Annotated in this window: 21 protein-coding genes and 1 tRNA gene; 17 read left to right on the top strand and 5 right to left on the bottom strand. The window is 62.5% G+C overall.

Going from position 1 to position 24732, the window contains the following annotated elements; genetic code table 11:
• Positions 1–491 precede the first annotated feature (491 nt).
• From OZY47_RS04705 to OZY47_RS04675, 7 genes are all read left to right on the top strand, one after another.
• Complete coding sequence (locus OZY47_RS04705) at positions 492–2018, top strand: ComEC/Rec2 family competence protein (protein WP_277177205.1); 1527 nt, start codon at positions 492–494, stop codon at positions 2016–2018.
• Between the two features lie 193 nt (positions 2019–2211).
• A complete protein-coding gene (gene holA / locus OZY47_RS04700) occupies positions 2212–3195 on the top strand; it encodes a DNA polymerase III subunit delta (RefSeq protein ID WP_277177204.1) in 984 nt (327 codons plus the stop codon).
• Positions 3196–3792: a tRNA (adenosine(37)-N6)-threonylcarbamoyltransferase complex ATPase subunit type 1 TsaE gene (gene tsaE, locus OZY47_RS04695; protein WP_277177203.1), complete on the top strand. Its 597-nt coding sequence runs from the start codon at positions 3196–3198 to the stop codon at positions 3790–3792.
• Positions 3793–4059: 267 nt separating this feature from the next.
• Positions 4060–4995 carry a tRNA (adenosine(37)-N6)-threonylcarbamoyltransferase complex dimerization subunit type 1 TsaB gene (gene tsaB, locus OZY47_RS04690; RefSeq protein ID WP_277177202.1) on the top strand — a complete coding sequence of 312 codons (936 nt, stop codon included), beginning with the start codon at positions 4060–4062 and terminating at the stop codon, positions 4993–4995.
• The gene (locus OZY47_RS04685; RefSeq protein WP_277177201.1) at positions 4992–5636 is read left to right on the top strand and encodes a GNAT family N-acetyltransferase; all 645 of its coding nucleotides are present in this window, start codon (positions 4992–4994) and stop codon (positions 5634–5636) included. The genes tsaB and OZY47_RS04685 overlap by 4 nt, the downstream gene beginning before the upstream one ends.
• A 70-nt stretch (positions 5637–5706) precedes the next feature.
• A complete protein-coding gene (gene tsaD, locus OZY47_RS04680) occupies positions 5707–6750 on the top strand; it encodes a tRNA (adenosine(37)-N6)-threonylcarbamoyltransferase complex transferase subunit TsaD (protein ID WP_277177200.1) in 1044 nt (347 codons plus the stop codon).
• Positions 6751–7011: 261 nt separating this feature from the next.
• Positions 7012–7084: transfer RNA gene (locus OZY47_RS04675), tRNA-Asn, on the top strand.
• 180 nt (positions 7085–7264) lie between these two features.
• Here OZY47_RS04675 and OZY47_RS04670 read toward each other — a convergent pair.
• Positions 7265–8089, bottom strand: a complete 825-nt coding sequence (locus OZY47_RS04670; RefSeq protein WP_277177199.1) for a hypothetical protein — start codon at positions 8087–8089, stop codon at positions 7265–7267.
• 42 nt (positions 8090–8131) lie between these two features.
• Positions 8132–8326, bottom strand: coding sequence for a hypothetical protein (locus OZY47_RS04665; protein WP_277177198.1), 195 nt, complete (start codon positions 8324–8326; stop codon positions 8132–8134).
• A 58-nt stretch (positions 8327–8384) separates the two neighbouring features.
• Here OZY47_RS04665 and OZY47_RS04660 point away from each other — a divergent pair, with 58 nt between their 5' ends.
• Positions 8385–10424: an acyltransferase family protein gene (locus tag OZY47_RS04660; protein ID WP_277177197.1), complete on the top strand. Its 2040-nt coding sequence runs from the start codon at positions 8385–8387 to the stop codon at positions 10422–10424.
• 204 nt (positions 10425–10628) lie between these two features.
• On the opposite strand, the gene OZY47_RS04655 is transcribed toward OZY47_RS04660, so the two are convergent.
• The gene (locus OZY47_RS04655; protein WP_277177196.1) at positions 10629–11285 is read right to left on the bottom strand and encodes a DNA-3-methyladenine glycosylase I; all 657 of its coding nucleotides are present in this window, start codon (positions 11283–11285) and stop codon (positions 10629–10631) included.
• 630 nt (positions 11286–11915) lie between these two features.
• Here OZY47_RS04655 and OZY47_RS04650 point away from each other — a divergent pair.
• Positions 11916–12410, top strand: coding sequence for a peptidoglycan DD-metalloendopeptidase family protein (locus OZY47_RS04650; RefSeq protein ID WP_277177195.1), 495 nt, complete (start codon positions 11916–11918; stop codon positions 12408–12410).
• Positions 12411–12530: 120 nt separating this feature from the next.
• On the opposite strand, the gene OZY47_RS04645 is transcribed toward OZY47_RS04650, so the two are convergent.
• Complete coding sequence (locus tag OZY47_RS04645) at positions 12531–14168, bottom strand: hypothetical protein (RefSeq protein ID WP_277177194.1); 1638 nt, start codon at positions 14166–14168, stop codon at positions 12531–12533.
• Positions 14169–14404: 236 nt separating this feature from the next.
• Positions 14405–15622, bottom strand: coding sequence for an NADP-dependent isocitrate dehydrogenase (locus OZY47_RS04640; protein WP_277177193.1), 1218 nt, complete (start codon positions 15620–15622; stop codon positions 14405–14407).
• A 218-nt stretch (positions 15623–15840) separates the two neighbouring features.
• Here OZY47_RS04640 and OZY47_RS04635 point away from each other — a divergent pair, with 218 nt between their 5' ends.
• The 8 genes from OZY47_RS04635 to frr all read left to right on the top strand — a co-directional run bounded on the left by OZY47_RS04635 (position 15841) and on the right by frr (position 24706).
• The gene (locus OZY47_RS04635) at positions 15841–16965 is read left to right on the top strand and encodes a GuaB3 family IMP dehydrogenase-related protein (protein WP_277177192.1); all 1125 of its coding nucleotides are present in this window, start codon (positions 15841–15843) and stop codon (positions 16963–16965) included.
• Between the two features lie 716 nt (positions 16966–17681).
• Positions 17682–18188 carry an Rv3235 family protein gene (locus OZY47_RS04630; RefSeq protein ID WP_277177191.1) on the top strand — a complete coding sequence of 169 codons (507 nt, stop codon included), beginning with the start codon at positions 17682–17684 and terminating at the stop codon, positions 18186–18188.
• A gap of 84 nt (positions 18189–18272) precedes the next feature.
• Positions 18273–20321 carry an AMP-dependent synthetase/ligase gene (locus tag OZY47_RS04625; RefSeq protein WP_277177190.1) on the top strand — a complete coding sequence of 683 codons (2049 nt, stop codon included), beginning with the start codon at positions 18273–18275 and terminating at the stop codon, positions 20319–20321.
• Positions 20322–20325: 4 nt separating this feature from the next.
• Positions 20326–20808, top strand: coding sequence for a peptide deformylase (gene def, locus OZY47_RS04620; protein WP_277177189.1), 483 nt, complete (start codon positions 20326–20328; stop codon positions 20806–20808).
• A gap of 444 nt (positions 20809–21252) precedes the next feature.
• Entirely contained in the window at positions 21253–22110 is an 858-nt protein-coding gene (rpsB, locus tag OZY47_RS04615) for a 30S ribosomal protein S2 (RefSeq protein WP_277177188.1), read from the top strand.
• A 94-nt stretch (positions 22111–22204) separates the two neighbouring features.
• The gene (gene tsf, locus OZY47_RS04610; RefSeq protein WP_277177187.1) at positions 22205–23056 is read left to right on the top strand and encodes a translation elongation factor Ts; all 852 of its coding nucleotides are present in this window, start codon (positions 22205–22207) and stop codon (positions 23054–23056) included.
• Positions 23057–23313: 257 nt separating this feature from the next.
• The gene (gene pyrH / locus OZY47_RS04605) at positions 23314–24063 is read left to right on the top strand and encodes a UMP kinase (protein WP_277177186.1); all 750 of its coding nucleotides are present in this window, start codon (positions 23314–23316) and stop codon (positions 24061–24063) included.
• Positions 24064–24151: 88 nt separating this feature from the next.
• Positions 24152–24706 carry a ribosome recycling factor gene (gene frr, locus OZY47_RS04600; protein WP_277177185.1) on the top strand — a complete coding sequence of 185 codons (555 nt, stop codon included), beginning with the start codon at positions 24152–24154 and terminating at the stop codon, positions 24704–24706.
• Positions 24707–24732 lie beyond the last annotated feature (26 nt).

Below are 24732 nucleotides of genomic sequence, written 5' to 3'. Positions count from 1 at the left end.
GACGTCATCGACTTCGCGTGAGGGATGCGCGATCAACGTACGAGCAACGTGAACAGGGGAGCCGTGACTGGCGCATGCTGCCCATAGCCTTGTGCGTTTGGGTGTCCATGCTTGCCGCCCATACCTGGTTCAAGAAATGGACCGGGCAAGGCTCCGGAGAAGATGAAGGCGTTGGCGGTTCTGGCTCGAACATGGTCTCGTCCCGGGAGCAGCCTCACCTTTTGGCTTCGTTGTCGGATCCGGGTTCGAGTCCCACTTGGTCGTTATGGATGGCCCGTCTTCCTCTGATCGCACTCATGCTGGTTGCTTTCGGCGTGCTCATCTGGTTGGGGCGGCGTTATTGTCGGCTGTGGAAGGCCTTGGGTGGCAGTGATGGAAACTGTGAAGGGAAGCGGGCGCTCGCAGGTGAATCAGATCGCTATCAATCGTCGGTCAAGGAGGAGTCGCGAGGTCGATCAGATTCACGGCGAACGGGAACCGTCGGCCAATGTTTGGAACTGTTGGCGAGTGTGCCCAAGCGGTCGTTCGGGCTATGGGCGCTGCTGCTCATGGGCGTGATGACGGTCTCATGCATGGCCTGCATCGCCGGCGATTACATGGAGTTCCGCGATTCGGCTGTGGCGCTCGCCAGAAGCGGCGAATCGGATGTCGGGGCAGAGGTGAGACTCACGTCTCCAATCACCGCCTCCAACTCGTTCAAGGCCGACTGCCAGGCCAACGCGAGGCTGAAGAACGTGCGGCGCGAGGGCGTCGTGACTGGCAGCAACGCGACCTTGACCGTCTACGCCGATCAGCCGACGTGCGGACGCCTGAACAACGGTGAGACGATAACCCTCTCCGGCAAACTCGAGGAGGCAAAATATGGCGTGCGCCCGTTGTCGCTGACCGCCGATGACGGGCCGGTGCGTGTGGTGGCGAGGGCCCCGCCGGTCGAACGTGTGATTTCGGGGATGCAACGCTCGTTCTTCGCGGTCACCGAGGGGCTTTCCGAACAAGGTCGTGTGCTCGTGCCGGGGCTCACGATCGGGTTGCTGGGCCAGGATTTTATGGGACCCACCACCCGCGAGCCGGTCAACGGGACATTCGCCACGCTGTTGGAACGTCATTTCAAAGATTCCGGCATCATGCACCTGATGGCCGTCTCCGGAGGCCATTTCGCCCTCATCGGGTCTCTGGTGGCCCGGTGCTGTGCGCTGGTCCTTCTGCCTAGGCAGCCGGTGGCTACGCTCACCATGCTGGCCTATGCGGCGCTCGCCAGCGCCATGTATCCCTCGGATTCGGTGCTGCGTGCCCTGATCATGGGCGTCATCGTGGGGATGTCGCGGATGGTCGGCAGACGGCCGCAGGCTCTAAGCGCACTGAGCTGGACGACCATCATCACCCTGCTGGTCGAGCCACGCATGGCCAGGAGCTTCGGGTTCGCGCTCTCGTGCGCCTCGGTGCTGGGCATCGTGCTGTGCGCCTCGCGTCTTGCCGAATGGCTTGGTGGTTTGCTGCCGGGTTTCCTCGCCGAGGGCGTTGCGGTGACGCTCGCAGCCCAACTTTTCACCCTGCCGATACAGGTGCTCATGGACCCTCAGCTGCCATTGCTCTCGGTGCCCGCCAACCTCATCGTGGCGCCATTCGTCGATTTCTCGACGTTGACCGGTCTCGCTGCCTTGCTGTTCGCAGGCATTGCTCCCCGTATCGCGTTCTGTCTCGCCTGGGCGTCGAGTTGTGGAACGGTGGTGATGTGCTGGTGCGCCGACACCATCGGATCCCGGCAAAGCGCCACGATGCCATGGGCCGGAGGGGTGTTCGGCTCACTTGCGGTGGTGGCGGCCGAGGTGGCTGTCGTGTTGCTGGTGCGGGCCGCGACGCGCTGGGTGCTCAACGGGACAAGAGCCGGCGAATCATCCATCGGCTCCCGAGTAAGGCCCGACATCAAGGCGAAGGCAGGGGTGTGGATGAAGGAGACCGAACAAATGTTCGAACATCTTCATCCCGACGGGGATTCGGACTGTATCGGACCGGATTGATATGAAAACTGGAAACAAGGAAAGGAGAAGAATGTTGGGTTTACATTGTTCCTGCTTTGATTCAGGAATCTTGCGTCGGTGGTGATGTCCACCGATGACGCGACATTGAATACAGCAATCGGATTCATATCGGTCGGCATCGCGCGGACGGTATAGGCGGTTCGTGCAAAGACAAACGACGGAAGGAGGCGGCATGGCCAAAGGCAAGACCAACAAGACGCCACGGTTCTCCGTGGTCATGGGCGGCGACGCGTACCTCAACGACCAGGAGGTGCGCGACCTCAAGGCGGCGGCCGCGAGACATGACCCCGACGCCGAGGTCATCGAGCTCGACGCCAGCGAGGCCAGCCAATACGACTTCGACGAGGCCGTGAGCCCATCGTTGTTGAGTCCGACCGCCATCGTCATCGTCCGGCACATCCAGAACGCCGACGAGGAACTCGGCGAGACCATGGTCTCTTACTGCAAGCAGCAAGGCAGGGACGATACCGCCCAGAGCGTGGTCATCGCCCAACATGACGGCGGCCCCAAAGGCAAGCGCATCGTCGACCAACTCGTCAAAGCGGGCGCGGCCAAGCCGGAGGTGCCTGACCTCAAACGCGCCGACGCCAAACTCGGCTTCGTGATGAGGCGCTTCGAACGTGAGCACCGGCGCGTCGACCCTGCCGCCGCGCAACAGCTGGTGGCCGTCCTGGGAGACCAGACCGGCGAGCTGGCCGCGATGTGCTCCCAACTGTGCTTCGACTTCGACGACGACCCGATCGGCCTGGACCTGGTGAACCAATACCTCAACTCCAACCCGCAGGTCACTGGGTTCGCCGTGGCCGACAAGGCGCTCGCGGGCAACGGGGCGCAGGCCATCATCGACATGCGCGCCGCCGTGGAGCAGGGCACTGACCCCATCGCGTTGGTCGGCTCCCTGGCCATGAAGCTCAGGACGCTGGCCAAGGCGTCGGCCGTGCGTGCCGGCGTCATCTCGCGCGCCGAGGCGAAGATCAACCCCTGGGTGCTCAAGAACGCCATGCGCCAGTTGGGCGGCTGGACCTCCGACGGTCTGGCGCGCTGCGTCGAGACGCTTGCCTGGGCCGACGAGCAGAACAAAACCAACGGTGGCGACCCGCTCTACGCGCTGGAGCGGTCCATCGAACTGATTAGCCACAAAGGACGGGTGTCGTAAATGACGGATGATTGCCTGACGTTGCCGGTGCCGACCGGCGACTCCATGAAGAACCTCGGAGCCCGGGTCGCACGTCTCGTGCGCGGCGGCGACGTGTTGCTGCTTTCCGGGCCGTTGGGCGCCGGCAAGACCACGTTCGCCCAAGGTTTCGGCGCGGGGCTTGAGATCAAGGAGCCCATCGTCTCGCCGACCTTCACCATCGCCCGCGAGCTTGACGGGCGTTTCGCCGACGGTTCGCCGGCCCATCTCATCCACGTCGACGCCTACCGGCTCGGTGGCGACGATTACGCGCCGGGGCAGGACACCGTCGGCCGGCTGCTCGACGAGCTTGAGTCGTTGGGCCTCGACGAGGAGCTTGAGGATCCTGGCGAGCATAGCGTCGTGCTGATGGAATGGGGCGAGCAGATGGCCTCCGCGTTGGCGCCCGAACGGCTCGAGGTCCATATCGACAGGGCCTTGGATGAGACCGTGAGCGGGGCCGACGGTGACGCTGACGATGATTCCGCCACGCTGACGGCCGATGGCATGCGCACCGTGAGATTCGTGCCGTGCGGGCCACGCTGGGGCGGTTTCATTGGGCGATTGAACGCCGATTGAGCGCTAGGTGGCTTTGCTTGGCCGAAGTTGCGGAGGCACATGGTATCGGTTCTCCATTTCCGCAAGCGCCGCGTTCATCTCGTCGTGTCGTGTGATATGTCATTCGCAAGGTGACGTGTCGTGGGAAACTATCGTGGTTCCGCACGGCCGTTCGACGGTTAGCGGCGGGTTGTACAGTGGCAACAGCATTACAGGCATCGTTCCGGTCACTCCGCCCTTTCCAGCAAGGGGACAAGACGGGTTTGGAACGTGCATCGGAGGGGATTAATGACACACACGTTGGTGATTGACACTTCATACGGTTCGACGGTCGGCGTCGTCGGCCACGAGCCGATCGTCGAGACCGACTCGCGCACGCACGTCGAGCGGTTGCAGGTCAACATCGGCCGGGCGGTCGACGAGGCCGGGCTCAAGCCCAACGACATCGACCGCATCGTCGTGGGTATCGGCCCCGCGCCGTTCACCGGGTTGCGGGCCGGCGTCGTGGCGGCCAAGGCGCTGGCGTTCGCCACCGGCGCGCAGCTGCTCGGCCAAGACATCCTCGCGGTGCAAGACCGTATGATGCGTCTCTGGCGGGCCGGCGACGAATCACTTCGCGATTGCCCGTTCCTCGCCACTGTGGCTACTTCCGAATCCACCGCTTCGGCGCATCACCTCACGTTGGCCGTCAACGACGCCCGCCGCCGTCAGCTGTACTTCGCGCTATACGACGACAAGGCGACTGATGGCGATGTGTCGAATACCGATGCTCCGCTGATTCCGATGGACATCGACTATCCGGCGCATATCGCTGAACGTGTCACCGAAGCAGTGCAATCCTTGAATCAAGCCGATGATGGCGCGTCGTATGTGATCGATGTCGTCGGTCATGGCGCGGAGAAATACGCCGAGCAGTGGCAAGCTCTTGGTGCAGACCTCGGCTCTATCATCGACGCTTCGGCGCTTGACGCGGGCAGCGCGGGGCTCGAGATGTTCATGGACTGCGCTTTGGCGTCGGCGAAATCCGGGGAGCGTAACGGCCAGAACGTCTCCCAATCTTCTGACGAAAAGCTCACGGACGAGGAGTTCGCGGCCAAGGCCATCAAGGCCAACGGTCCGGTGGAACCGCTGTATCTGCGCCGGCCGGATGTGTCGGTGCCGAATCCGCTCAAGCACGTCCTCAACCATGACGGCGCCACCAAGGCGGCCGAGGGGCGTCGATGATCGTGGACATGCGGTCGCTCGATTCGACGTGGGCACTAGCCCAGGCCACGGCGTTGGACGCGGATCTCTTTGGCGAGGACGCGTGGAGCGCCGATGAGATCGCCGGCGAATTCCACGCCCCCGATCGTGCCTATCTCGCGGACGTCATCGATGAGCGTCAGTGTTCGGAGCAGGAAATCAGCGGCAACGAACGCGCGAAACGGGATATCACAAATCCGGAATCTGCCGCGGGCGACACTTTGAAAACCCGCCAGAATCCGGATACTTCCACGCTGCTCATGCGAGGTTACGCTGGCATGTGGTGCGCGCAGGGCGAGGCCGAGGTGTTGACCGTCGATGTCGCGCGAAACCACCAGCGTCAAGGTGTGGGCGAGCGTTTGCTGCGAACCCTGCTTGACGAGGCCCGGCGACGTGGTGCGAGACGTATGTTGCTGCAGGTGCGGGTCGGCAATGAACCCGCAATCGGGCTGTATGGCAAACTTGGTTTCAAGCGGATTGGAACGCTTAAGGACTATTACGGCCCGCGCAACGGCGACGCCTATGAGCTCGCCTTGGACCTTGCGCCGAGGCCCGTTGGCTTCTCCTCTTCATCCGCTGGCAGTCCGGCTCGGCGGCCTGTGCGACGCGAGATGACGAGATGAATATTACGAACGTTATGAATGAATACGAAAATGTGAGCGCCGGCGGGTTCGGCGGAAAGGCGGACGAACGATGAGCGAACCGATAGTGCTGGGAATCGAATCCACATGCGACGAGACCGCCGCGGCCATCGTGCAAGGCCGGACGCTCGTCTCCAACGTGGTCGCCTCCTCGATGGACGAACACGCCCGCTACGGCGGCGTCATCCCCGAGATCGCCTCCCGTGCCCACGCCGAGGCCTTCGTGCCGGTCGTCTCCAAGGCGCTGGCCGACGCGAACATGGACCTCTCCGACATCGACGCCATAGCCGTCTCCGCTGGCCCCGGACTGGCCGGCTGCCTTGCGGTGGGTGTCTCGGGAGCGAAAGCCCTCGCTTGGGCCGCGAACAAGCCGATCTACGGCATCAACCACGTCATCGGCCACATCGCGGTCACCCAGCTGCAATTCGGCCCGTTCCCGGTCGACACGTTGGCCCTCATCGTCTCAGGCGGCCACACCTCGCTGCTGCACGTCCAGGACGTCGCCCGTCACGTTGATGTCGTGGGCACCACGCTCGACGACGCCGCGGGGGAGTGCTTCGACAAGATCGCGCGCCTGCTTGGCTTCCCCTACCCTGGCGGCCCCCACATCGACCGTCACGGCCAGCTCGGCGATCCGCACGCCATCAAGGTGCCGCAGGGCCTCACCAAGGGCAAGGCGGGCAAGGAACACCCCTACGACTTCAGCTTCTCCGGAGTCAAGACCGCCGTGGCCCGTTGGGTGGAGGCCGAGCGCGCCGCAGGCCGCGAGATTCCCGTGGATGACGTGTGCGCCTCGCTGGCGGACTCGGTGGCCACTGTGCTGGCCAACAAGGCGATCCGTGGCTGTGAGCAATACGATTCCAAAACGCTGATCGTCGGCGGCGGCTTTTCCGCCAACTCCCAGCTACGAGCCAAGCTGCTGGAGGTCGGCGAGGCCCACGGCGTCGAGGTGCGCATCCCACAGCTCAAGCTGTGCACCGACAACGGCGCGATGGTCGCCACGCTCGGCGTGAACCTGGTGGAGGCCGGCGTGCGCCCGTCGAGCATGGACTTCTCCATCGACTCGGCCATGCCCATGGACGTCATCAGCGTCTGAGGCGGCACCCGAGGCGGGCGCAGGATACGGCCGGCTGTGGGGCGACATTGTTTTCGACGTCGTCGTGCGGCCGGCCTACGTATAGCTGAAAGCTGGTTTTTGGGTTGCAAGGTCTTGAGACGTTGCGCTGTCGACCCCGACGAAAGCGGCATCGTGTGGCCAATGGACTAATAGTTATGCGACACGCCACCGACTTGCACAAACCGGGTTTCGGTATATTATTTATTTCTTGTGCGGTGCTTCAAGCGCTGCGAAAGACATTCCCGCATAGCTCAGTTGGCAGAGCGTCTGACTGTTAATCAGAATGTCGCTGGTTCAAGCCCAGCTGCGGGAGCGGAACGAAATCCTAGGACTTACGGGTCCTGGGATTTTTTGATTTCCGAGGTGCCGGGGAAGTCGCCTGCGCCTGTCTGTGCGCAGTGGCTTGGCGAGCTGTGCGGGGCTACCGGAACGGCGGCGTGTCGGCGATGAAAGCCATCTACGCCTCTTGTTAGTCTTCTGTTCGGTGCAGGCACTATCGCCGGCCCGTTATTGGCTGAAAGGCGAAGGCTAAGTTGGTGTTGCGAGGGTCGGAGCAGGAAGACGGGGGACGTGTCGAGCGTCCGAAATCCGCAACAGGCGAGGCCGAAACGAAATCAAGTAAAGCCACAAAAGACGTGCGCCGAGCCAAGACTTCCATGACCGCCAGCCATGATTCCTCGGTCAAGGGCGAAACCACGCAAGATAAGAAGAAAGCTTCTTCAATCGGCATCAATAGCAAGCGCAAAGGCAAGACTGCGAAGGCCACAACTAAGGCATCCTCATCCAAAAGCACTTCCACAGCGAGCGTGAAACGGACCAAGGCCGGCAAGAGCGGTGCGGCAAACGACAGGGGAGAAGCGTCCGCAAGCACGAAACGGACGACTTCAACCAAAACAGGCGCATCCAAGAAGGCTACATCGGCGACCTCGACCAAGAAGAATTCGCCGGAAACCAAGAGCAAGACTCGTGCCACCCAGAAACCGCCCCAGAGTGGCACGAAACAAGCGTCCACTCGCAAGAAGCCAGAATCCGCCGAAACCACCGACCGCAAAGCGACTGGTGAGGTGAGGAAGCGCCAATCCAAAGCGAAGTCCGCCGGCACATCGCGTTCAAAAGCCTCTGCCGCGAACAAGACGAAGGCCGCGCGTTCCGGCAAAAAAGCAGCTGGTAACAGTTCTTCGACCGCCAAGGCTTCAAAGACATCCAAAACCAAAACAACGTCTGCGAAGTCAGTTTCGACCAAGTCTGCGTCCACCAAGACGACATCGGCCAAAACTACGTCGACTAAGTCTGTGTCTACCAAGTCGGCTTCGAGCAAGACTGCGCATTCGAAAGCAGCGGTGACCAAAGTAGCGTCTGATCAGCCCAGCAAGGTCAAGAAGGCTCGCGCGAAATCGACCTCGCCCTCAACCAAAACCAAAACCTCTCGCACGAAGTCAGCCACGAAACCGGCTTCACGCACCAAGCCAACTGTTGCCGCCAGCGGAGTCGTGAACACAAGTGACATGAACGATTCCAAGTCTTCAAAGGCCTTAGATTCTCGTTCGTCAGCCAAGAAAACGAAGGACCAACGGCATTCCGATGTCACAGCCTCAACGTCCGCCAAGACGACGGTGACTGCGACGACGGCAGCGCCTGCAAAATCGCCGAAACCGTCCGCAGACAAAGCCAAGGCGTCCCACCATGTCGATGCCATCGATGGCCTGCGTGCCCTGGCGATCATCGGCGTGGTCGGCTACCACGCCCGTCCGTCGCTACTGCGCGGCGGGTTTCTCGGCGTCACCCTGTTCTTCGTGATCTCGGGCTTCCTGATCACCTCGAGTGTCGAGCGCCGCTTCGCCTCGCCGTGCGGATTCGGCTTCTGGCGCTACCTGTGGAGCAAGATCAAGCGCATCGCCATCCCGGTTTTCGCCCTGATGGCGCTCGTCGTGCCCGCCACCTACGCCTTCTCGCCGGGCCTGCTGCCGAAGGTGCACGCCGACGCGCTGCCGAGCATGCTCTACGCCAGCAACTGGGTCTACATCTTCCGCAAGGTTCCGTATTTCGCGGCCGCCGGCCTGCCATCACCGCTGACGCACCTGTGGTTCCTCGCCGTGACCATGCAGTTCTACCTGGTGTGGACCTGCCTGCTTTGGCTGATGCATCGTTTCCGGCTCAGGAGTAAGGCGAAAACCGCCATCACGTTTGCTTTGGCCGTGGCCTCCACGGCCGCGATGGTGCTGCTATACGCTGGTGGCGCAGGTGTGTCCAGGGTCTACTACGGATTGGATACCCGCTTTTCGGAGCTGATGATCGGTGCGCTGCTGGCGTTCATGCTGGCGAATCGGCATGGTGATGACGCTTCGGATAAAGCGACGAAACCTGCTTCCGGCAAGGCTTCGGACGAGCAGTCCGTCAAGGTTGCGAACGCTGATGCCGATACGATCGCGGCCACGTCTGTAGCTCCTGTGGCGGCCTCCTCACCACGTTCCGGCTCCCTGCTGCGCGCGCTGGCCGGTCTCTGTCTCGTCGCCGCGCTTGTAGTGCTTTATATCTTCTGTGACGGCACCGAACCGCTGCTCTACCGTGCCGGCTACCAGTTCGTGGCCATCATGGTCGCCCTGGCGCTGCTCGTCGCCCTCGACACCAACAACTGGTGCTCGCGCATTCTCGGCTCGCGGATCCTGCGCTATATCGGCTCCAGGTCGTTCTCGATCTACCTGGTGCACTACCCGCTGCTCGAATTCATGAACCCCGCGATCCGCACATCCAAGCCCGCCTGGTGGGAAGTGGTGCTGCAGCTGTTGGTAGTCTGGGCTGTTTCCGAAGCGTTCTACTGGCTCGCCGAGGCCGCGCGGCGCGGGCTCAAGCGCAGGCCGGGCCCGTTCGGCGAGGTCAGGCTCACCTCCAAAGTCCTCGCGGTTCTGGGCGTCGTGGCCACGCTGGTCGTCAGCTTCATCCCGTGCGATTGGACCGCCGTCGCGCAGACCCGCTCGGCCAATCTGCGCCATGAGTTCATCGCCGTCGGCAACGCCATGGGTGTTGGGGGAGCGGTGAAGAAGGACGTGCTGGCCCTGCGCCGCGACGCCGTGCCCAAGCCCTCTCGGAACCTGCCGCCAAGACTGGTACCGAAGGCCGCCAAGGTGCCGAAGAACCTCGACGCCTCGCGCTGGACCTATGACGCGGCCACCGGCACCTGCACCGCCGACCCGCTCATCATCAGTGATTCTGTGGAGATGGGTGCCCAGGATTACGTGCAGGACCACATTCCCGCCGCCTTCCAGGACAATCTCGTCGGCCGGCCATTCAGCGCGGGTCTTGGGCTCTACAACCAGCATCTCGCCGAAGGCCATGGCGGCGTGCTCATCCTGGCGCTGGGCACCAACGGGCCTATCAACAGCCCGCAGGAGGTCGAGGACATCATCAAGGCCGTGGGCGGCCGACCGGTCTATTTCACCACCGTGCGCGCGCCCGTCGCCTGGCAGGACGGCAACAACGCCATCCTGCGTTCCGTGGTCGCCAAGCACAAGAACGCCGGCCTGCTCGACTGGTACACCCTGAGCAACGGCCATTCCGAGTATTTCTATGACGATGGCACCCACCTCACCCCGGGCGAGGGCGGTGGTCGCGAGGCCTACGGCATCATGGTGCGCCAAGGTCTGTGTGGGCAGTGATTAGTCGTGCCATGTGAGTGGGCACACGGGCTTGCGCTTAGATTTGACACTTGTTGGTAAGTATCGGGGTGGTGGCCTGCGCGTCCATTGTTGTCACTTGCCATTTAGGTATAATCGTTGCGATTTCTAGTGCTAAAACGCTTTAGTGGATTGCATGCTGAAACGTTTTAGCAGGTTGCTTACGTTTCAAAGATCCCAAATTCGTCACGCGCAGCAGAAACATCCGGCCGCGTGGTCGTTGACCATGCCGATCGACTGCATATAGGCGTAGATGATCGTCGGCCCCACGAATTTGAAGCCATCTTTCTTCATACGCTTGCTCATCTTCTCGGCCTGCGGCGTCGTCACCGGCACGTCATCCCAGCTGTTCGGCCGGTTGACCTTCGGCCCGTCAGGCGCGAATTGCCAGATATAGTCGGCGAACGGCTCGTCAAGCGAAAGCACGACCTGGGCGTTGTGGATGATGGCCTCGATCTTGCGCCGGTTGCGGATGATCGCCTTGTTCTTCAGCAGTTCCGGAATCTCGGGTGTCATCGCCGCCACCCGTTCGATGTCGAAGTCGTAAAACGCTTTATCAATGCTCTCTCGCTTGTTGAGCACCGTGTTCCACGAGAGTCCCGCCTGCATGGCCTCCAGTCCGAGACGTTCGAACAGCTGTTGGGAATCGTGGCAGGGCACGCCCCATTCGTGGTCGTGGTACTCAGCCATCAGCGGCGATATGACGTCGATCGGCCAGCAGCGTGGCAGGCTGCGATCGACGGTTTCCGGGTTGTCTTTTGGTGTGGCTGCAGGCGTCGTCGTCTGTTTCGCGTTGCCGGCTTTGGCGGCGTCACGCGCCTTGTTTTGTTGTTTCTTGCTCATCACCACCAATATAGACCGCATGGGTGCCGTCGCTAGATATATAGCAGAAATCACCTGTAATGTGGATAACTTTTGCGACACGCCCGGAGCATGTGGATAACCCCAACCGTTCGACCACATGACCCTGTTGGGCTGGATTCGCCAGCTCCCGCACGGCAGTCTGGAATCATCCCGTCGACGAAAGGAGCGGATATGAGGGATGACAAAGAGCGCAGGAGGCGGCGGATCGCTCGGTGGAGTGAACAACAAAAGGAACAGCAGCAGTTCCGGCGGTGGGCGGCCATGGCATGCGTGATGCTGGTGGTCCTGTCGATGTTCGCGTTGCTGCTGGTCGAGGTGGGCACGGATTCCGGGGGAGAGGCGGCGCAAGGCCGGGTCCCGTCGGTAACTGCTGCGCAGATGAGGCCAGTGGAGTCGGTTAATTCAATGGAGCCATTGACGCAAATGCGTCAGCGTCAGATGGGTCAATCACAACGATTTGATCAGGGTTTGTCGGGCGCGTCAGTGAGTCCTATACAGCGAATCAGACCGATGGTGGAGCCTGAGCAAGGGTCCAAAGTTGAGCAATGGGATTTGCTTGAGTCAGTTGGGTCAGCAGGGTCGGTTGAAGCAGTTGATCCGCTTGAGGAGATGCGTGACACCTGTGTGGAAGACACGTTGGACGGGTCGGCGGTGTCGGCAGAGCCAGCCGGTCTGGTAACCGGTAAGGAGTGCAAGGCGCAGTTCATCTGGCCCGTGCATCCGGCGGTGGTCATCAGGAAGTTCAACGGCCCAGCACGCAAGTGGGAGCCGGGACATCGTGGCGTCGATATCGCCGCGGTGGAGGGCACCCCGCTGACTGCCCCGGCCAGCGGGTTCATCTCCTTTGTCGGCCTCGTGGCGGGCAAATCCGTGGTCAGCATCAGGCACGGCCGGTTCACGCTCACCTTCGAGCCCGCGCAGACCGAGCTGCCCATAGGAACACCACTGGTGAAGGGCGCGCCGTTCGCCACGGTCGCGGGTGTCTCCGACCATTGCACCGGCGTGTGCGTGCATTGGGGTGTGAAGGACGCCAAAAGGAACTACACCGATCCCGAGCACAAGGTCCGCAAGGAGAAAATCGTGCTCAAGCCGTTGGATCCATGATCGGAGGACACCAGGTGACCATGGCGGTCCGATGCCATGTCATGTCGCCCGCGAGGGTAGACGTGGGGTCGACGCCTGCGGTTGTTCGGAGCGATACCAAACGGTTGTGAAGCCGCCGAATCAGAGACCGGCGTCGGCCATGGAGATGTAACCCGGCTCGATGAGCTGCGCTTTGAGATTGTCGGCGCTGATGGGAATCAGCCCCTCGCTGATGAATGGAGCGGAGGAGTCTTGTGCTCCCTGCTTCTTGACGAACGTATAGTCGGTGAAGGTCTTGCCGAGGCTCATGCGCGAGGTGATCTTGGCGATGTCCTCGCACAACGCTTGGCTGTCCTCCATGCCGGTCATCCACTGCTTGCCATCGACGATATGCGGGATCATGTCGAGGTAGGCGCCATAGCCGGTGATGATGGGCCATGCCATGTCGACCTTGTTGGGCTGTTTGCCGGACTCGGAGCCGGCGGAACCGTCCGTGGACTCGCCGCCGTCGTTGGTGTCGGTATTGCCCTTTGGTGCGGGCACGGCTAGGCGATCGATGTCCTGCTTGCCGGTGATGGTCCCGACGATGCCCGAGACGGTGATCTCGGGATTGATGTCGGCCGACGAGCCGGTGTATTTGAGATTGGTGAGCTCGTCCACCACGCCGGAGCTGACGAAGTCGTTCATCGCGATGATGCCGTCGATATGGCGCGGGGTGGCGTTGTCCTCGCCGGCGGTGAGACGCTTGTCGAGCGTGTCCCTGATCTCACTGGTCTTGCCGGCCTCGAAGGTCAGCTGCCCCCAGCTGTTCTCGGTGGTCTCCTTGGTGATGAGGCCCGAGGGACTCACCGCCTTGCCCTCCTTGAAGTATGGGCCGAGCACGCCCCAGATGCCCGCGAAGGCCTTCTTGGCGAACTGCATGTCCTCGCTGCCCGTCTCGTCCTTGCCGCCTTTGCCGCTATCGTCCTTGGGATTGATGGGCAGCAGCACCTCGATGGCCTTCGGATGGTTGCTGGTGGCCTTGTCAAGCGCGAGCTTGCTGGCCAGCTGCTGTGCCTGCAGGGCGCCGACTTCTTCGGGAGTCGACATCTGCACATAGGCGTCGGGGGTGAAGCCGTCGATCGGGTCGGCGAGCACCACTACGTGAGCCCCGGCCTTGCGCGCCAGTTTCAGCGCCTTGCCCAGACGCTTGGTCGCCGAAGCGGAAGCCGAAGCTGAGGCCGCGTCGTTGCTCTTGCCCCCTGTGTCCGTGCTTGTGCCTGAACCGTCCTGTGCCCCGGATTCATTCGTCGTGTTCTTCGAGGCGTCACCGGAACCCGAATCCGCTTGTCCATCGGAGGGCTGGGCGTCGGGGGTGGTCACATAGTCGCCGTATTGCCGCAGGTCGTTGTTGGAATCGATCACCGGGGCGACGATGAGCGTGGTGTGCTTGTTCTGGCTTGCGGTGGCCGAGGAGAGGCGGTTGACCACGTAATCCTGCACGTCGTTGCTCTGGTGGGTCAGGTCCTCGTCGGTCTTGGTCGTGATGTTGCCATGCGCGAAACCGGCCTTCACCAGCTGTTTGGTCAAACGTGGCGTGAATTTCGTCCATTTGTTGAGCGGCGTGTGCTGCGAGATGGAGAAACCGTCCTTGGGCGTGAAAATGGCGATGTTGCTGCTCGCGAGCTCCTTGCTGTTCGCCCCGGTGTCCGACGAGGCCGGCGTCGAATCAGCGCCGGACTTGTCGCCGCAGGCGGAAAGCCCGAAGACCAGCGCCGCCGCTGTCAGAAACGTTGTCACACGGGTGAATCGGTGCATGCCTCGCACGGCCATAGGCCCATCCTTCTTACTGCCGGGAAAATCAACATTGCCAATACTAGACCGTGGCCGCTAAGAGACCTTTCGAAGGTCGTCTGGAGCGCCAACAACCTCACATGATTCGCGTTATCGGGCCGATCCAAGTAAACGCCATAACGTCCATCCGGCTTGGCATGGATTGGCGCATGGCTCGGCCCTACAACGCCCTTTCCGACGTCCTACTCAGCCAGCGAGCGCCGCAACCCGTCCTCGAGGGCGTCCATGAACCCCTCGGTGTCGAGCCATGGCTGGTCGGGCCCCACGAGGGTCGCCAGATCCTTGGTCATCTGGCCGCCTTCGACGGTCTGGATGACCACCTGCTCGAGTGTCTCGGCGAACCGCGCGACCTCAGGGGTCTCGTCGAGCTTGGCGCGCTGCTTGAGGGCGCCGGTCCACGCGTAGATCGAGGCGATGGGGTTGGTGGAGGTCTTCTCCCCCTTCTGCCAGCGGCGGTAGTGGCGGGTCACGGTGCCGTGCGCGGCCTCGGCCTCCACGGTCTTGCCATCGGGCGTCATCAGCACCGAAGTCATGAGCCCCAGCGATCCGAAGCCCTGCGCCACCGAATCGGATTGCACGTCACCGTCGTAGTTCTTGCAGGCCCATACGTAGCCGCCGTGCCACTTCATCGAGCTGGCCACCATGTCGTCGATGAGCCGGTGCTGGTAGGTGAGCCCCTCGGCCTCGAAACGCGTCTTGTATTCGGTCTCGAAGACCTCGGCGAAGATGTCCTTGAACCGGCCATCGTAGGCCTTCAGGATGGTGTTCTTGGTCGACAGATACACCGGATAGTGCCGCAGCAGCCCGTAGTTGAAGCAGGCGCGCGCGAAGCCGCGGATGGATTCGTCGAGATTATATTGCACCTGGGCCACGCCGGCACCGGGATAGTCGTAGACCACATGCTCGATCGGCTCACTGCCGTCCTCGGGCGTGAAGGTGACGGTCAGGCGGCCGGGCCTGTCGACCGTGAAATCGGTGGCCTTGTATTGGTCGCCGAAGGCGTGGCGTGCGACGATGATTGGCTTCGTCCAGCCGGGCACGAGGCGCGGGATGTTGGAGATGACGATGGGCTCGCGGAAGATCGTGCCGCCCAGGATGTTGCGGATGGTGCCATTGGGGGACTTCCACATCTTCTTGAGGCCGAATTCCTTGACGCGCGCCTCATCAGGCGTGATGGTGGCGCATTTGACGCCGACGTGGTGCCGCTTGATGGCGTTGGCCGCGTCGATGGTCACCTGGTCGTCGGTCGCGTCGCGATTCTGGATGCCGAGGTCGTAATAGTCAAGGTCGATGTCGAGATAAGGCAGGATGAGACGGTCCTTGATATCCTTCCAAATCACCCTCGTCATCTCGTCGCCGTCCAGTTCGGCCACGGTGCCTTCGACCTTGATCTTGCTCATGCGTTCTCCTTCGGCTTGTTTCGGGGCGTCTGTCGTGGTTCGCGGCGGCGTGGCGTCATTCGTCCGTCGTCCCGCCCGGTCGCCCGCTCGGCTTCGTCGCCTGCCATTGTTACTCGTTTTTGTGTCGGGCACATTGCTTTTTCACACTTCGGAACGGCCCGGCCTGCGCCGCCTCGGCCATGTCGCCCTCGTCACATGCCCGCATTAGTCTTGGAGCTATGAGTCAGGAAATTGAAATCGGTTTGGGCAAGAAGGGCCGTCTGGCCTATTCACTTGACGACATCGCCATCGTGCCCTCACGCCGCACCAGGGATCCGCAGGATGTATCCACCGCTTGGCAGATCGACGCCTACCAGTTCGATGTGCCCGTCATCGGCGCGCCGATGGACTCGGTGACGAGCCCCGCCACCGCCATCGCCATGGGCAAGCTCGGCGCGCTCGGGGTGCTCGACCTCGAGGGCCTGTGGACCCGCTACGACGACCCGCAGCCGTTGTTCGACGAGATCGCCTCGCTCGACGACGCTCACGCCACCCAGCGTCTCCAGGAGATCTACGCCGAGCCCATCAAGCCCGAGCTGATCGCCAAGCGCCTGCACGAGATTCGCGACGCCGGGGTCACCGTCGCCGCCTCGCTCTCCCCGCAGCGCACGCAGGAGTTCTATTCCACCGTGGTCGAGGCGGGCGTCGACCTGTTTGTCATCCGCGGCACCGCCGTCTCGGCCGAGCACGTCTCGCAGGGCCACGAGCCGCTCAACCTCAAGAAATTCATCTACGACCTCGACGTCCCGGTCATCGTCGGCGGCGCCGCCAGCTACACCGCGGCCCTGCACCTGATGCGCACGGGCGCGGCCGGCGTGCTGGTCGGCTTCGGCGGGGGAGCGGTCTCCGCGACCCGCGCCACCATCGGTGTGCAGGCCCCGCTGGCCACCGCGATCTCGGACGTGGCCGAAGCACGTCGCGATTATATGGACGAGTCGGGCGGCCGTTATGTGCAGATCATCGCCGACGGTGGCATGGGCACCTCCGGCAGTTTCGTCAAGGCGCTGGCCATGGGTGCCGACGCCGTCATGCTGGGCGCGCCGCTGGCACGGGCCACCGAGGCTCCCGGCGAGGGCATGCATTGGGGTGCCGAGGCGCGCCATCCCTCACTGCCGCGCGGTTCCCGCACCAACGTGGGCACCGTCGCGCCGCTCGAGCAGATCCTCTTCGGGCCAAGCCACCGCGCCGACGGCACCGCCAACTTCATCGGCGCGCTGCGTCGCGCCATGGCCACCGCCGGGTACGTCGACCTCAAGAGCTTCCAGCATTGCGACGTCGCCGTCTCGCCGCTGCACCGCGGCTGATTCGCAGTTTCGCATTCTTCCGTGTAGCCCGCATGTCTGTTCATGGCATGCGGGCCACACGTTTTTCAGAGAAGTTTTCGGGTACCTCTTATCAGTTTTATTGTTTTCTGATATTGGTTGTTCCTGACTGTAGGTCAGGATGCTTGTTCCTGAATCCTTGCCGGTAAAAGTTCGCTGGAATGTTCATAAGCAGCCGTCAGGGACCGTTTTTCGGCACGGATGTTCCTGGAAGCTGAAGACCGTTCATGTGAAAGCCTTCGGCGATTGTTTTTCGGCATAGAACGTTACGCATGCCGAAGACCGTTCATTCAGAGGCTTTCGGTGATTGTTTTTCGGCATAAGCAAGCGGGAATGCGGAAAACCGTTCAGTGCCGTCGACAGGATTTACAGATTTTCCCGAGGAAAAACAACAGGACGACACATCTAACGCCCGTCAGGTCAGACGCGATCTATTGACCGAATGCCATGGCTTATGATGCCATGATTTCCGTATTGGTCATGACTGTGGACATGTCCAATATCCGAGTGAGGCACAGTCCTAATCGCGGAAATCTTGTGGACAAATGTCCAAAAATGTCCAATGTCCACAAGATTCGTCCACAAGGGTTTGACCTCATCCTCCTTTTCTGTTGTCCTTGAATCAGGCCGACGCTTCGGCGTCGCGCGGGTCACGGCCCGGTCGCCGGGGCCGAAGAACCAGAGGAAAGGAGAAGAGCATGCCGCAGATGGAGCTGGCCCAGCAAAACCCGTTCACGCGGGTGGGGCGCCGCGAGGGACTGCCCGCATACGACGGTTCGATACGCGTGGAGCTTTCCAACAACCCCATTCCCTACCACATATCGCGATGTTTTCCAGGCTCGATGGACGAGGACGAATGTCGGCGCTTCGCGATGCTCTCCTGCCGCATCGCCTGCATGAGCCTCGACGTGGTGCGCGGCCGCACGCCTCCGCAGGTGCTCCAGCGCGCCGTCACGCCGCCGTGCCTCAAACGCCTGGAGACCATGTCCTACCTTCTGGAGAACCACATGCGCACCCACCAGGACCTCAAGAAACGCCTGTGCTATCTGCCCGCGATCCCTTCGCTGGTCTATGGCACGCTGGTGAGCCCCGAGACCACCGAGATCGTGGTGAGCCTCAACATCGGAGAGATCTGCTACTGGGTCAACCTCGTGCTCAAACAGGTCGGCACGCGGTGGGTCTGCACCCTGGCCGACCTCGGCTGACTCTCGGATTCGCGACGGTCAATAGGCGCAGAGAAAGTTACGTTACCGTAGGAATTGGGGTTACGGTTGCGTATAGTTGGAGATATGTTGCGAGAATTCTATCTTGAGCCCGTCCATCCCACCACGGACAAGGACACGATTTACTCATTGCTATCCAAGCGCGCCGAAAAGGATCCCGACGGTGCCATCGCCGAATGGCAGGACCCACAGACACAACAATGGCATGTGGTCACCGCCGGCCAGATGCTCGCCCGCGTGCGCAAGACCGCCAAGGGACTTCTGGGCCTCGGCGTGAAGGCCGGAAGCATGGTCGTCATCTATGCGGCCACCAGCTACCAGTGGGGCGTCGTCGACTTCGCCTGCGCCGCGATCGGCGCCGTCAGCGTGCCTATCTACGAGACCGACTCGCCCAAGCAGGCCGAGGGCATCGTCTCCGACGTCGACCCGATCGTCGCCTTCGGCGGTGACGAGCAGCACGCCCAGACCTTGGAGCGCCTGCGTCAGGAGCGCGAGGGCCTCAAATACGTCTTCGACTTCGCCGAGGGCGGCCTCGACGCGGTGGCCGATTTCGGCACCTCCGTCGACGACGCCGAGCTCGACCGCGCCATCTCGCGCGTGCGGGCCGACGACATGCTCACCATCGTCTACACCTCCGGCTCCACCGGCAAGCCCAAGGGCGTGATGCTCTCGCACCGCAATTTCGTCTCCACGACCTTCATCGGTTGGGCCGTGCTCGACGAGATGCTCTACCAGCCCAGCCGATTGCTGCTCTTCCTGCCGCTGGCCCACTGCTTCGCCCGCTACATCCAGTACGTGGCCATTGGCGCGCAGGGCGTCGTGGGTTACACTTCGAGCGCCAAGCACCTGCTCACCGACCTGCGCACCTTCAAGCCGACCTACCTGCTCGGCGTGCCGCGCGTCTTCGAGAAGGTCTACAACGCCGCCTCGCAGAAGGCCGGCGCAGGCCTGCAGGGCCGCGTGTTCAACAAGGCCTTCGACCACTTCGTCAAGTGGAGCAAGGACGAGCAGGAGGGCCGCGGCCACACCGGCAGCGAGCGGATCATGCACAAGTTCTACATGAAGACCGTCGGCGCCTCCGTGCGCAGCGCCCTGGGCCCGAACCTCAAGTTCGTCGCCTGCGGCGGCGCGCCGATGAACGCGGACCTCGCCCACTTCTTCAACGGCATGGACGGCATCACCTTCATCCAGGGCTATGGCATGACCGAAACCGCCGCGCCCTGCATCGTCAGCTTCCAGGACTTCAACAAAGTCGGCTCCGTGGGCCGCCCCGGCAACGGCATCGCCATCAAGCTGGCGGACGACGACGAGCTGCTGATCAACGGCGAGGACGTCTTCCTCGGCTACTACAAGCAGCCCGAGCTCACTGCCGAGGCCACCGAGCCCGGCGGCTGGGTCCACTCCGGCGACATCGCCCAGATCGACGACGACGGCTTCGTCTACATCACCGGCCGCAAGAAGGACATCATCATTACCGCCGGCGGCAAGAACGTGAGCCCCGCCCCGATGGAGGACACGATCGGCACCTGCCCGCTCGTCTCCCACGCCGTGGTGATCGGCGACGGCAGGCCTTTCATCGCCGCCCTGATCGAGCTTGATCACGAGATGACGCGCTCGTGGCTGGGCAACCACGGCATGGACGCCAACATGCCGATCGACGAGATTTGCAACAACGACGCCGTGCGCTCGTGCATCCAGCAATACATCGACCAGGCCAACAGCTCGGTCTCCCGCGCCGAGTCCGTGCGCAAGTTCGTCATCGTCCCCGACGAGTTCACCCAGGAGAACGACATGCTCACCCCGAGCATGAAGGTCGTGCGCCCCAAGGTGCTCGAGCACTACGCCAACCTCATCAACACCCGCATCTATACTCCGAAGTCGAAGACCAAGGCCGCCCCGTCCGCGACGGCCGGTTTCATCGACAAGACGGCCGAAAGCGTCCGCCAGGCCACCGACACGGTCACCCCCAAGGTCCGCAAGGCCTATGAGCAGGCCAAGCAGAGCGCCAACGCCCGCAAGACCGAGCGTGCCCGCGATCCGTGGAACGAGAAGCCCGGCAACGATGGGCCCGCGGCTCAGTCGCCGGTCGATGGAAACAAGACCCCGGAGGAGTAAAGCAGTGTCCATTCGTGAGATTCGAGTCGTTCCAGATCCCGTGCTCCGCACCCCGTGCGATCCCGTCAAGGAGATAACCCCCGCCGTGCGCAAGCTGGTGCAGGACCTGCTCGACACCGTCGACGACCCGGGCCGCGCCGGCCTTTCCGCCAACCAGATCGGCGTGAGCCTGCGCGTCTTCTCCTACAACATCGACGGCAAGCTCGGCTACGTCATCAACCCGGTGGTCGAGGAGACCAGCGGCGAGCAGTACGGCGACGAGGGCTGCCTCTCCCTGCCGCAGCTGTGGTACAAGACCCGCCGCGCCGACTACGCCCGCGTGCGCGGCATCGACCTCGACGGCAAGACCATCGTCGTGGAGGGCCGCGGCATCATGGGCCGCATGCTCCAGCACGAGACCGACCATCTCGACGGCCACATCTATATCGACCGCCTCGAGAAGGAAGAGCGCCGCGAAGCCATGCGCCGCATGCGCCAGGCCCGCTGAGCCAGACGCTACAAGCGTTTGAAGACCCGGAATCGGAATCATATCCGTTCCGGGCCTTCGTCGTCTTTCGGAATGAATAGGGGCGGGCCGAATATCGGTCACTTTCGCACCTCGTTGGTATCTCGAATGCAACGGTCTTATTCAAGAGAATACCAGACTACACATATGTTCATTCCCGACCAAACTGCCCCGAAATCCCTCCGGTTACGGTGAAGCCGCCAGAGAAACCCATATACCTCGCCTATGCTATCCTCAATTCTGTGCGCCAATTCGGTTCATCGATTGTCACGTCGTCGCTGAACCACACGAATCATCGTCAACCAAGGCGCGCGAAAATCGCGTCATGCACGTGATGGGCTGTGTCGGTCGGCGGATTCGCCTTGCGGGTTCGTTGCACTCAGCTTCGCATGACCAGGCAATAACCGACTGAAAGGTAGCATTATCATGGCTCAGATCACTATGAGCGAAATGCTGAAGGCAGGCTTGCACTTCGGCCATCAGACCCGTCGCTGGAACCCCAAGATGAAGCAGTACATCCTGATGGAGCGCAACGGCATCCACATCATCGACCTGTTCAAGTCCCTTGACCTGATCGACAAGGCCTACGACTTCATCAAGCAGACCGTGGCCCACAATGGCACCGTGCTCTTCGTCGGCACCAAGAAGCAGGCCCAGGAAGCCATCAAGGCCCAGGCCACCCGCGTCAACATGCCGTATGTCTCCGAGCGTTGGCTCGGCGGCATGCTCACCAACTTCCAGACGGTCTCCAAGCGCGTCGCGCGCCTGAAGGAGCTCGAGGAGATGGACTTCAGCGACGTGCACGGCTCCGGCCTCACCAAGAAGGAGCTCCTGCTCCTCGAGCGCGAGAAGAACAAGCTGGAGAAGCAGCTGGGCGGCATCCGCAACATGAACCGCACCCCGTCGGCCATGTTCGTCGTCGACATCAACAAGGAGGCGCTGGCCGTCCAGGAAGCCCACAAGCTGAGCATCCCGGTCGTCGCCATCGTCGACACCAACACCGATCCCGACCTCGTGGACTACCCGATTCCGGCCAACGATGACGCCATCCGCGGCATCGAGCTCTTGACCAGCCTCATGGCCGACGCCGTCGCCGACGGTCTGCTCGAGCGCAGCGGCAAGGCCGAGAAGACCGAGGACAAGGCCGAGCAGCCGATGGCCGCTTGGGAGAAGGACCTTCTCAAGGACAACGAGAAGCCCGCGGACGAGGCGACGGCCACCGCCGAGACCAGCCCCGCCGAAGCCAAGGCCGAGGAGACCAAGGTCGAAGAGGCCAAGGCCTGAAGTCAACACCAGCAAAAGGCGGTGTCGGAAACTTCTGGCTTCCGCGCCGCCTTTGGTGCATTGATTCGCAAATAGCATTTTAAAGGAGATACACATGGCAGCAATTACCGCAGCTTTGATCAAGAAGGTCCGCGAGGACACGGGCGCAGGCATGATGGACGTCAAGAAGGCGCTCACCGAGGCCGAGGGCGACGTCGATCGCGCCAAGGAGATCATCCGCGCCAAGGGCATCCAGGCCGCAGGCAAGCGCGAGGGCCGCAGCGCCCAGGAGGGCACCATCGCCTCCCGCGTCGTCGACACCGCCAACGGCCAGGCCGGATACGCCGTCGAGCTCAACTCGGAGACCGACTTCGTGGCCAAGACCCCGAAGTTCGTCGCCTTCGTCGACAAGGTGCTCGACGACGCCATCGCCGCCGACGCCTCCACCGCCGACGAGGTCCTCGCGGCCAAGTCCGAGGACGGCACCGTCAAGGAGTCCGTCGAAGAGGCGGCCGCCCTGTTCGGCGAGCACGTCAAGGTCGGCCAGGTCGCCAAGGTCGAGGGCCCCAAGGTCGAGATCTACGCGCACAAGAAGTCCGCCGAGATGCCGCCGAGCATCGTCGCCATCGTCGCCACCGACGAGAAGGGCGCTTCCGTGGCCCATGAGGCCGCGCTGCAGATCTCCGCGATGGGCGCCAAGTGGCTCACCCGCGAGGACGTGCCGGCCGAGGTCGTCGAGTCCGAGCGCCGCGTGGCCACCGAGAAGTCGCAGGCCGAGGGCAAGCCCGAGAAGATCATCCCGAAGATTGTCGAGGGCCGCATGAACGCCTTCTACAAGGAGAACGTGCTGCTCGAGCAGGAGTATGTCAAGGACACCTCCAAGCGCGTCGGCGACCTCTTCAAGGAGGTCGGCGGCCAGCTGCTCGCCTTCGCGCGCATCGAGGTCGGCAAGGGCGACGAGGAGTAGTCCCGTCCGGACGTTCGTCCCTCGCCTGCGCGGTTCATGGTGAACGCGCCGGGTGACGGGCATATGTTCTTAAATACAAATGGGGATGGCATCATCACGATGCCGTCCCCGTTTCGTGTAATGGGGCGGATTTTGGTGTATTACATGCGTTGCCGACTGATGGTCGACACGTCATGAAGGCCAGCGCGCCTGTCGCTGTGAACGGATACCCTAGAGTACCAGTGATATGCCCACCAAACAGGACGGAGAGGCCGCAGATGACAGACGATGACCAAGGCAACAAAGTTCGACGAGTGCTTCTGAAACTCTCCGGCGAGGCGTTTGGCGGAGGCAAGGTCGGCATCGACACCCACGTCATCCGTCGCATCGCCCAGGAGATCCACAAGGCGCAGCTGCAGGGCGTGCAGACCGCCATCGTGGTCGGCGGCGGCAACTTCTTCCGTGGCGCCGAGCTGCAGCAGGCCGGCATCGAGCGCAGCCGCGGCGATTACATGGGCATGCTCGGCACCGTCATGAACTGCCTGGCGCTGCAGGACTTCCTCGAGCAGGAGGGCCAGGCCACGCGCGTGCAGACCGCCATCACCATGGGCCAGGTCGCCGAGCCCTACATCCCGCTGAAGGCCATCCGCCACCTCGAAAAGGGGCGCGTCGTCATCTTCGGCGCGGGCGCGGGCATGCCGTACTTCTCCACCGACACCGTCTCCATCCAGCGTTCCCTCGAGATCCAGTGCGACGAGGTGCTCATGGGCAAGAACGGCGTCGATGGCGTCTACACCGCCGACCCTGAGAAAGACCCGAACGCCAAGCGTTTCAACACCTTGAGCTACCGTCGCGCGCTGGTCGACGACCTGGGCGTCATGGATTCCGCGGCGCTTTCGATGGCCCGCGACAACAACAAGCACATCCGCGTCTTCGGCCTCGAGCAGGCCGGCAACGTCACGCGCGCGCTGACCGGCGAGCCCATCGGCACCCTGGTGTCGAACATCGATTCGCAACTCGCAGACTGATCCGCTTGGCCCAAGCTTTCGAGCGACGGTCCACGAGCAAAACACGACAAGGCAACCAACAATTTCACCGTATACAAAGGAGCACAACATGGCAAACGCCGTAGAACAAGCCAAGGCGCAGATGAACAAGTCTGTGGAGGCCACCAAGGAGAACTTCTCCGGCATCCGCACCGGCCGCGCTAACCCGGCCCTCTTGAACGGCATCGTGGTCGACTATTATGGCGCGCCCACGCCGATCAAGTCCGTCGCCTCCATCGGCGTGCCGGAGCCCCGCACCCTGTCGATCACCCCGTTCGACGGCTCCCAGGCCAACGCCGTCGAGAAGGCCATCCGTGACTCCGACCTGGGTGGCAGCACCCGACGTGACGGCAACGTCATCCACCTGACCATGCCCGAGCTCACCGAGGACCGCCGCAAGGAATACGTCAAGCTCGCCAAGACCAAGGCCGAGGACGGCAAGGTCGCGGTGCGCAACATCCGCCGCAAGGCCAAGGAGACCATCGACAAGGCCGTCAAGGACGGCGACATGGGCGAGGATCAGGGCGACCGTCAGCTCAAGGACCTCGACAAGGTCACCCGCGAGACCACCGAGACGATCGACAAGCTGCTCGAGGCCAAGCAGCAGGAGATCATGGAGGTCTGAGCCTTTCGCGGCCACAAGCCGGAAAG

The organism is Bifidobacterium sp. ESL0790, from assembly GCF_029395435.1.
Taxonomy (GTDB): Bacteria; Actinomycetota; Actinomycetes; order Actinomycetales; family Bifidobacteriaceae; genus Bifidobacterium.
The sequence above is the reverse complement of the archived record's forward strand: the minus strand, read 5'-3'. Positions and strand labels throughout refer to the sequence as shown.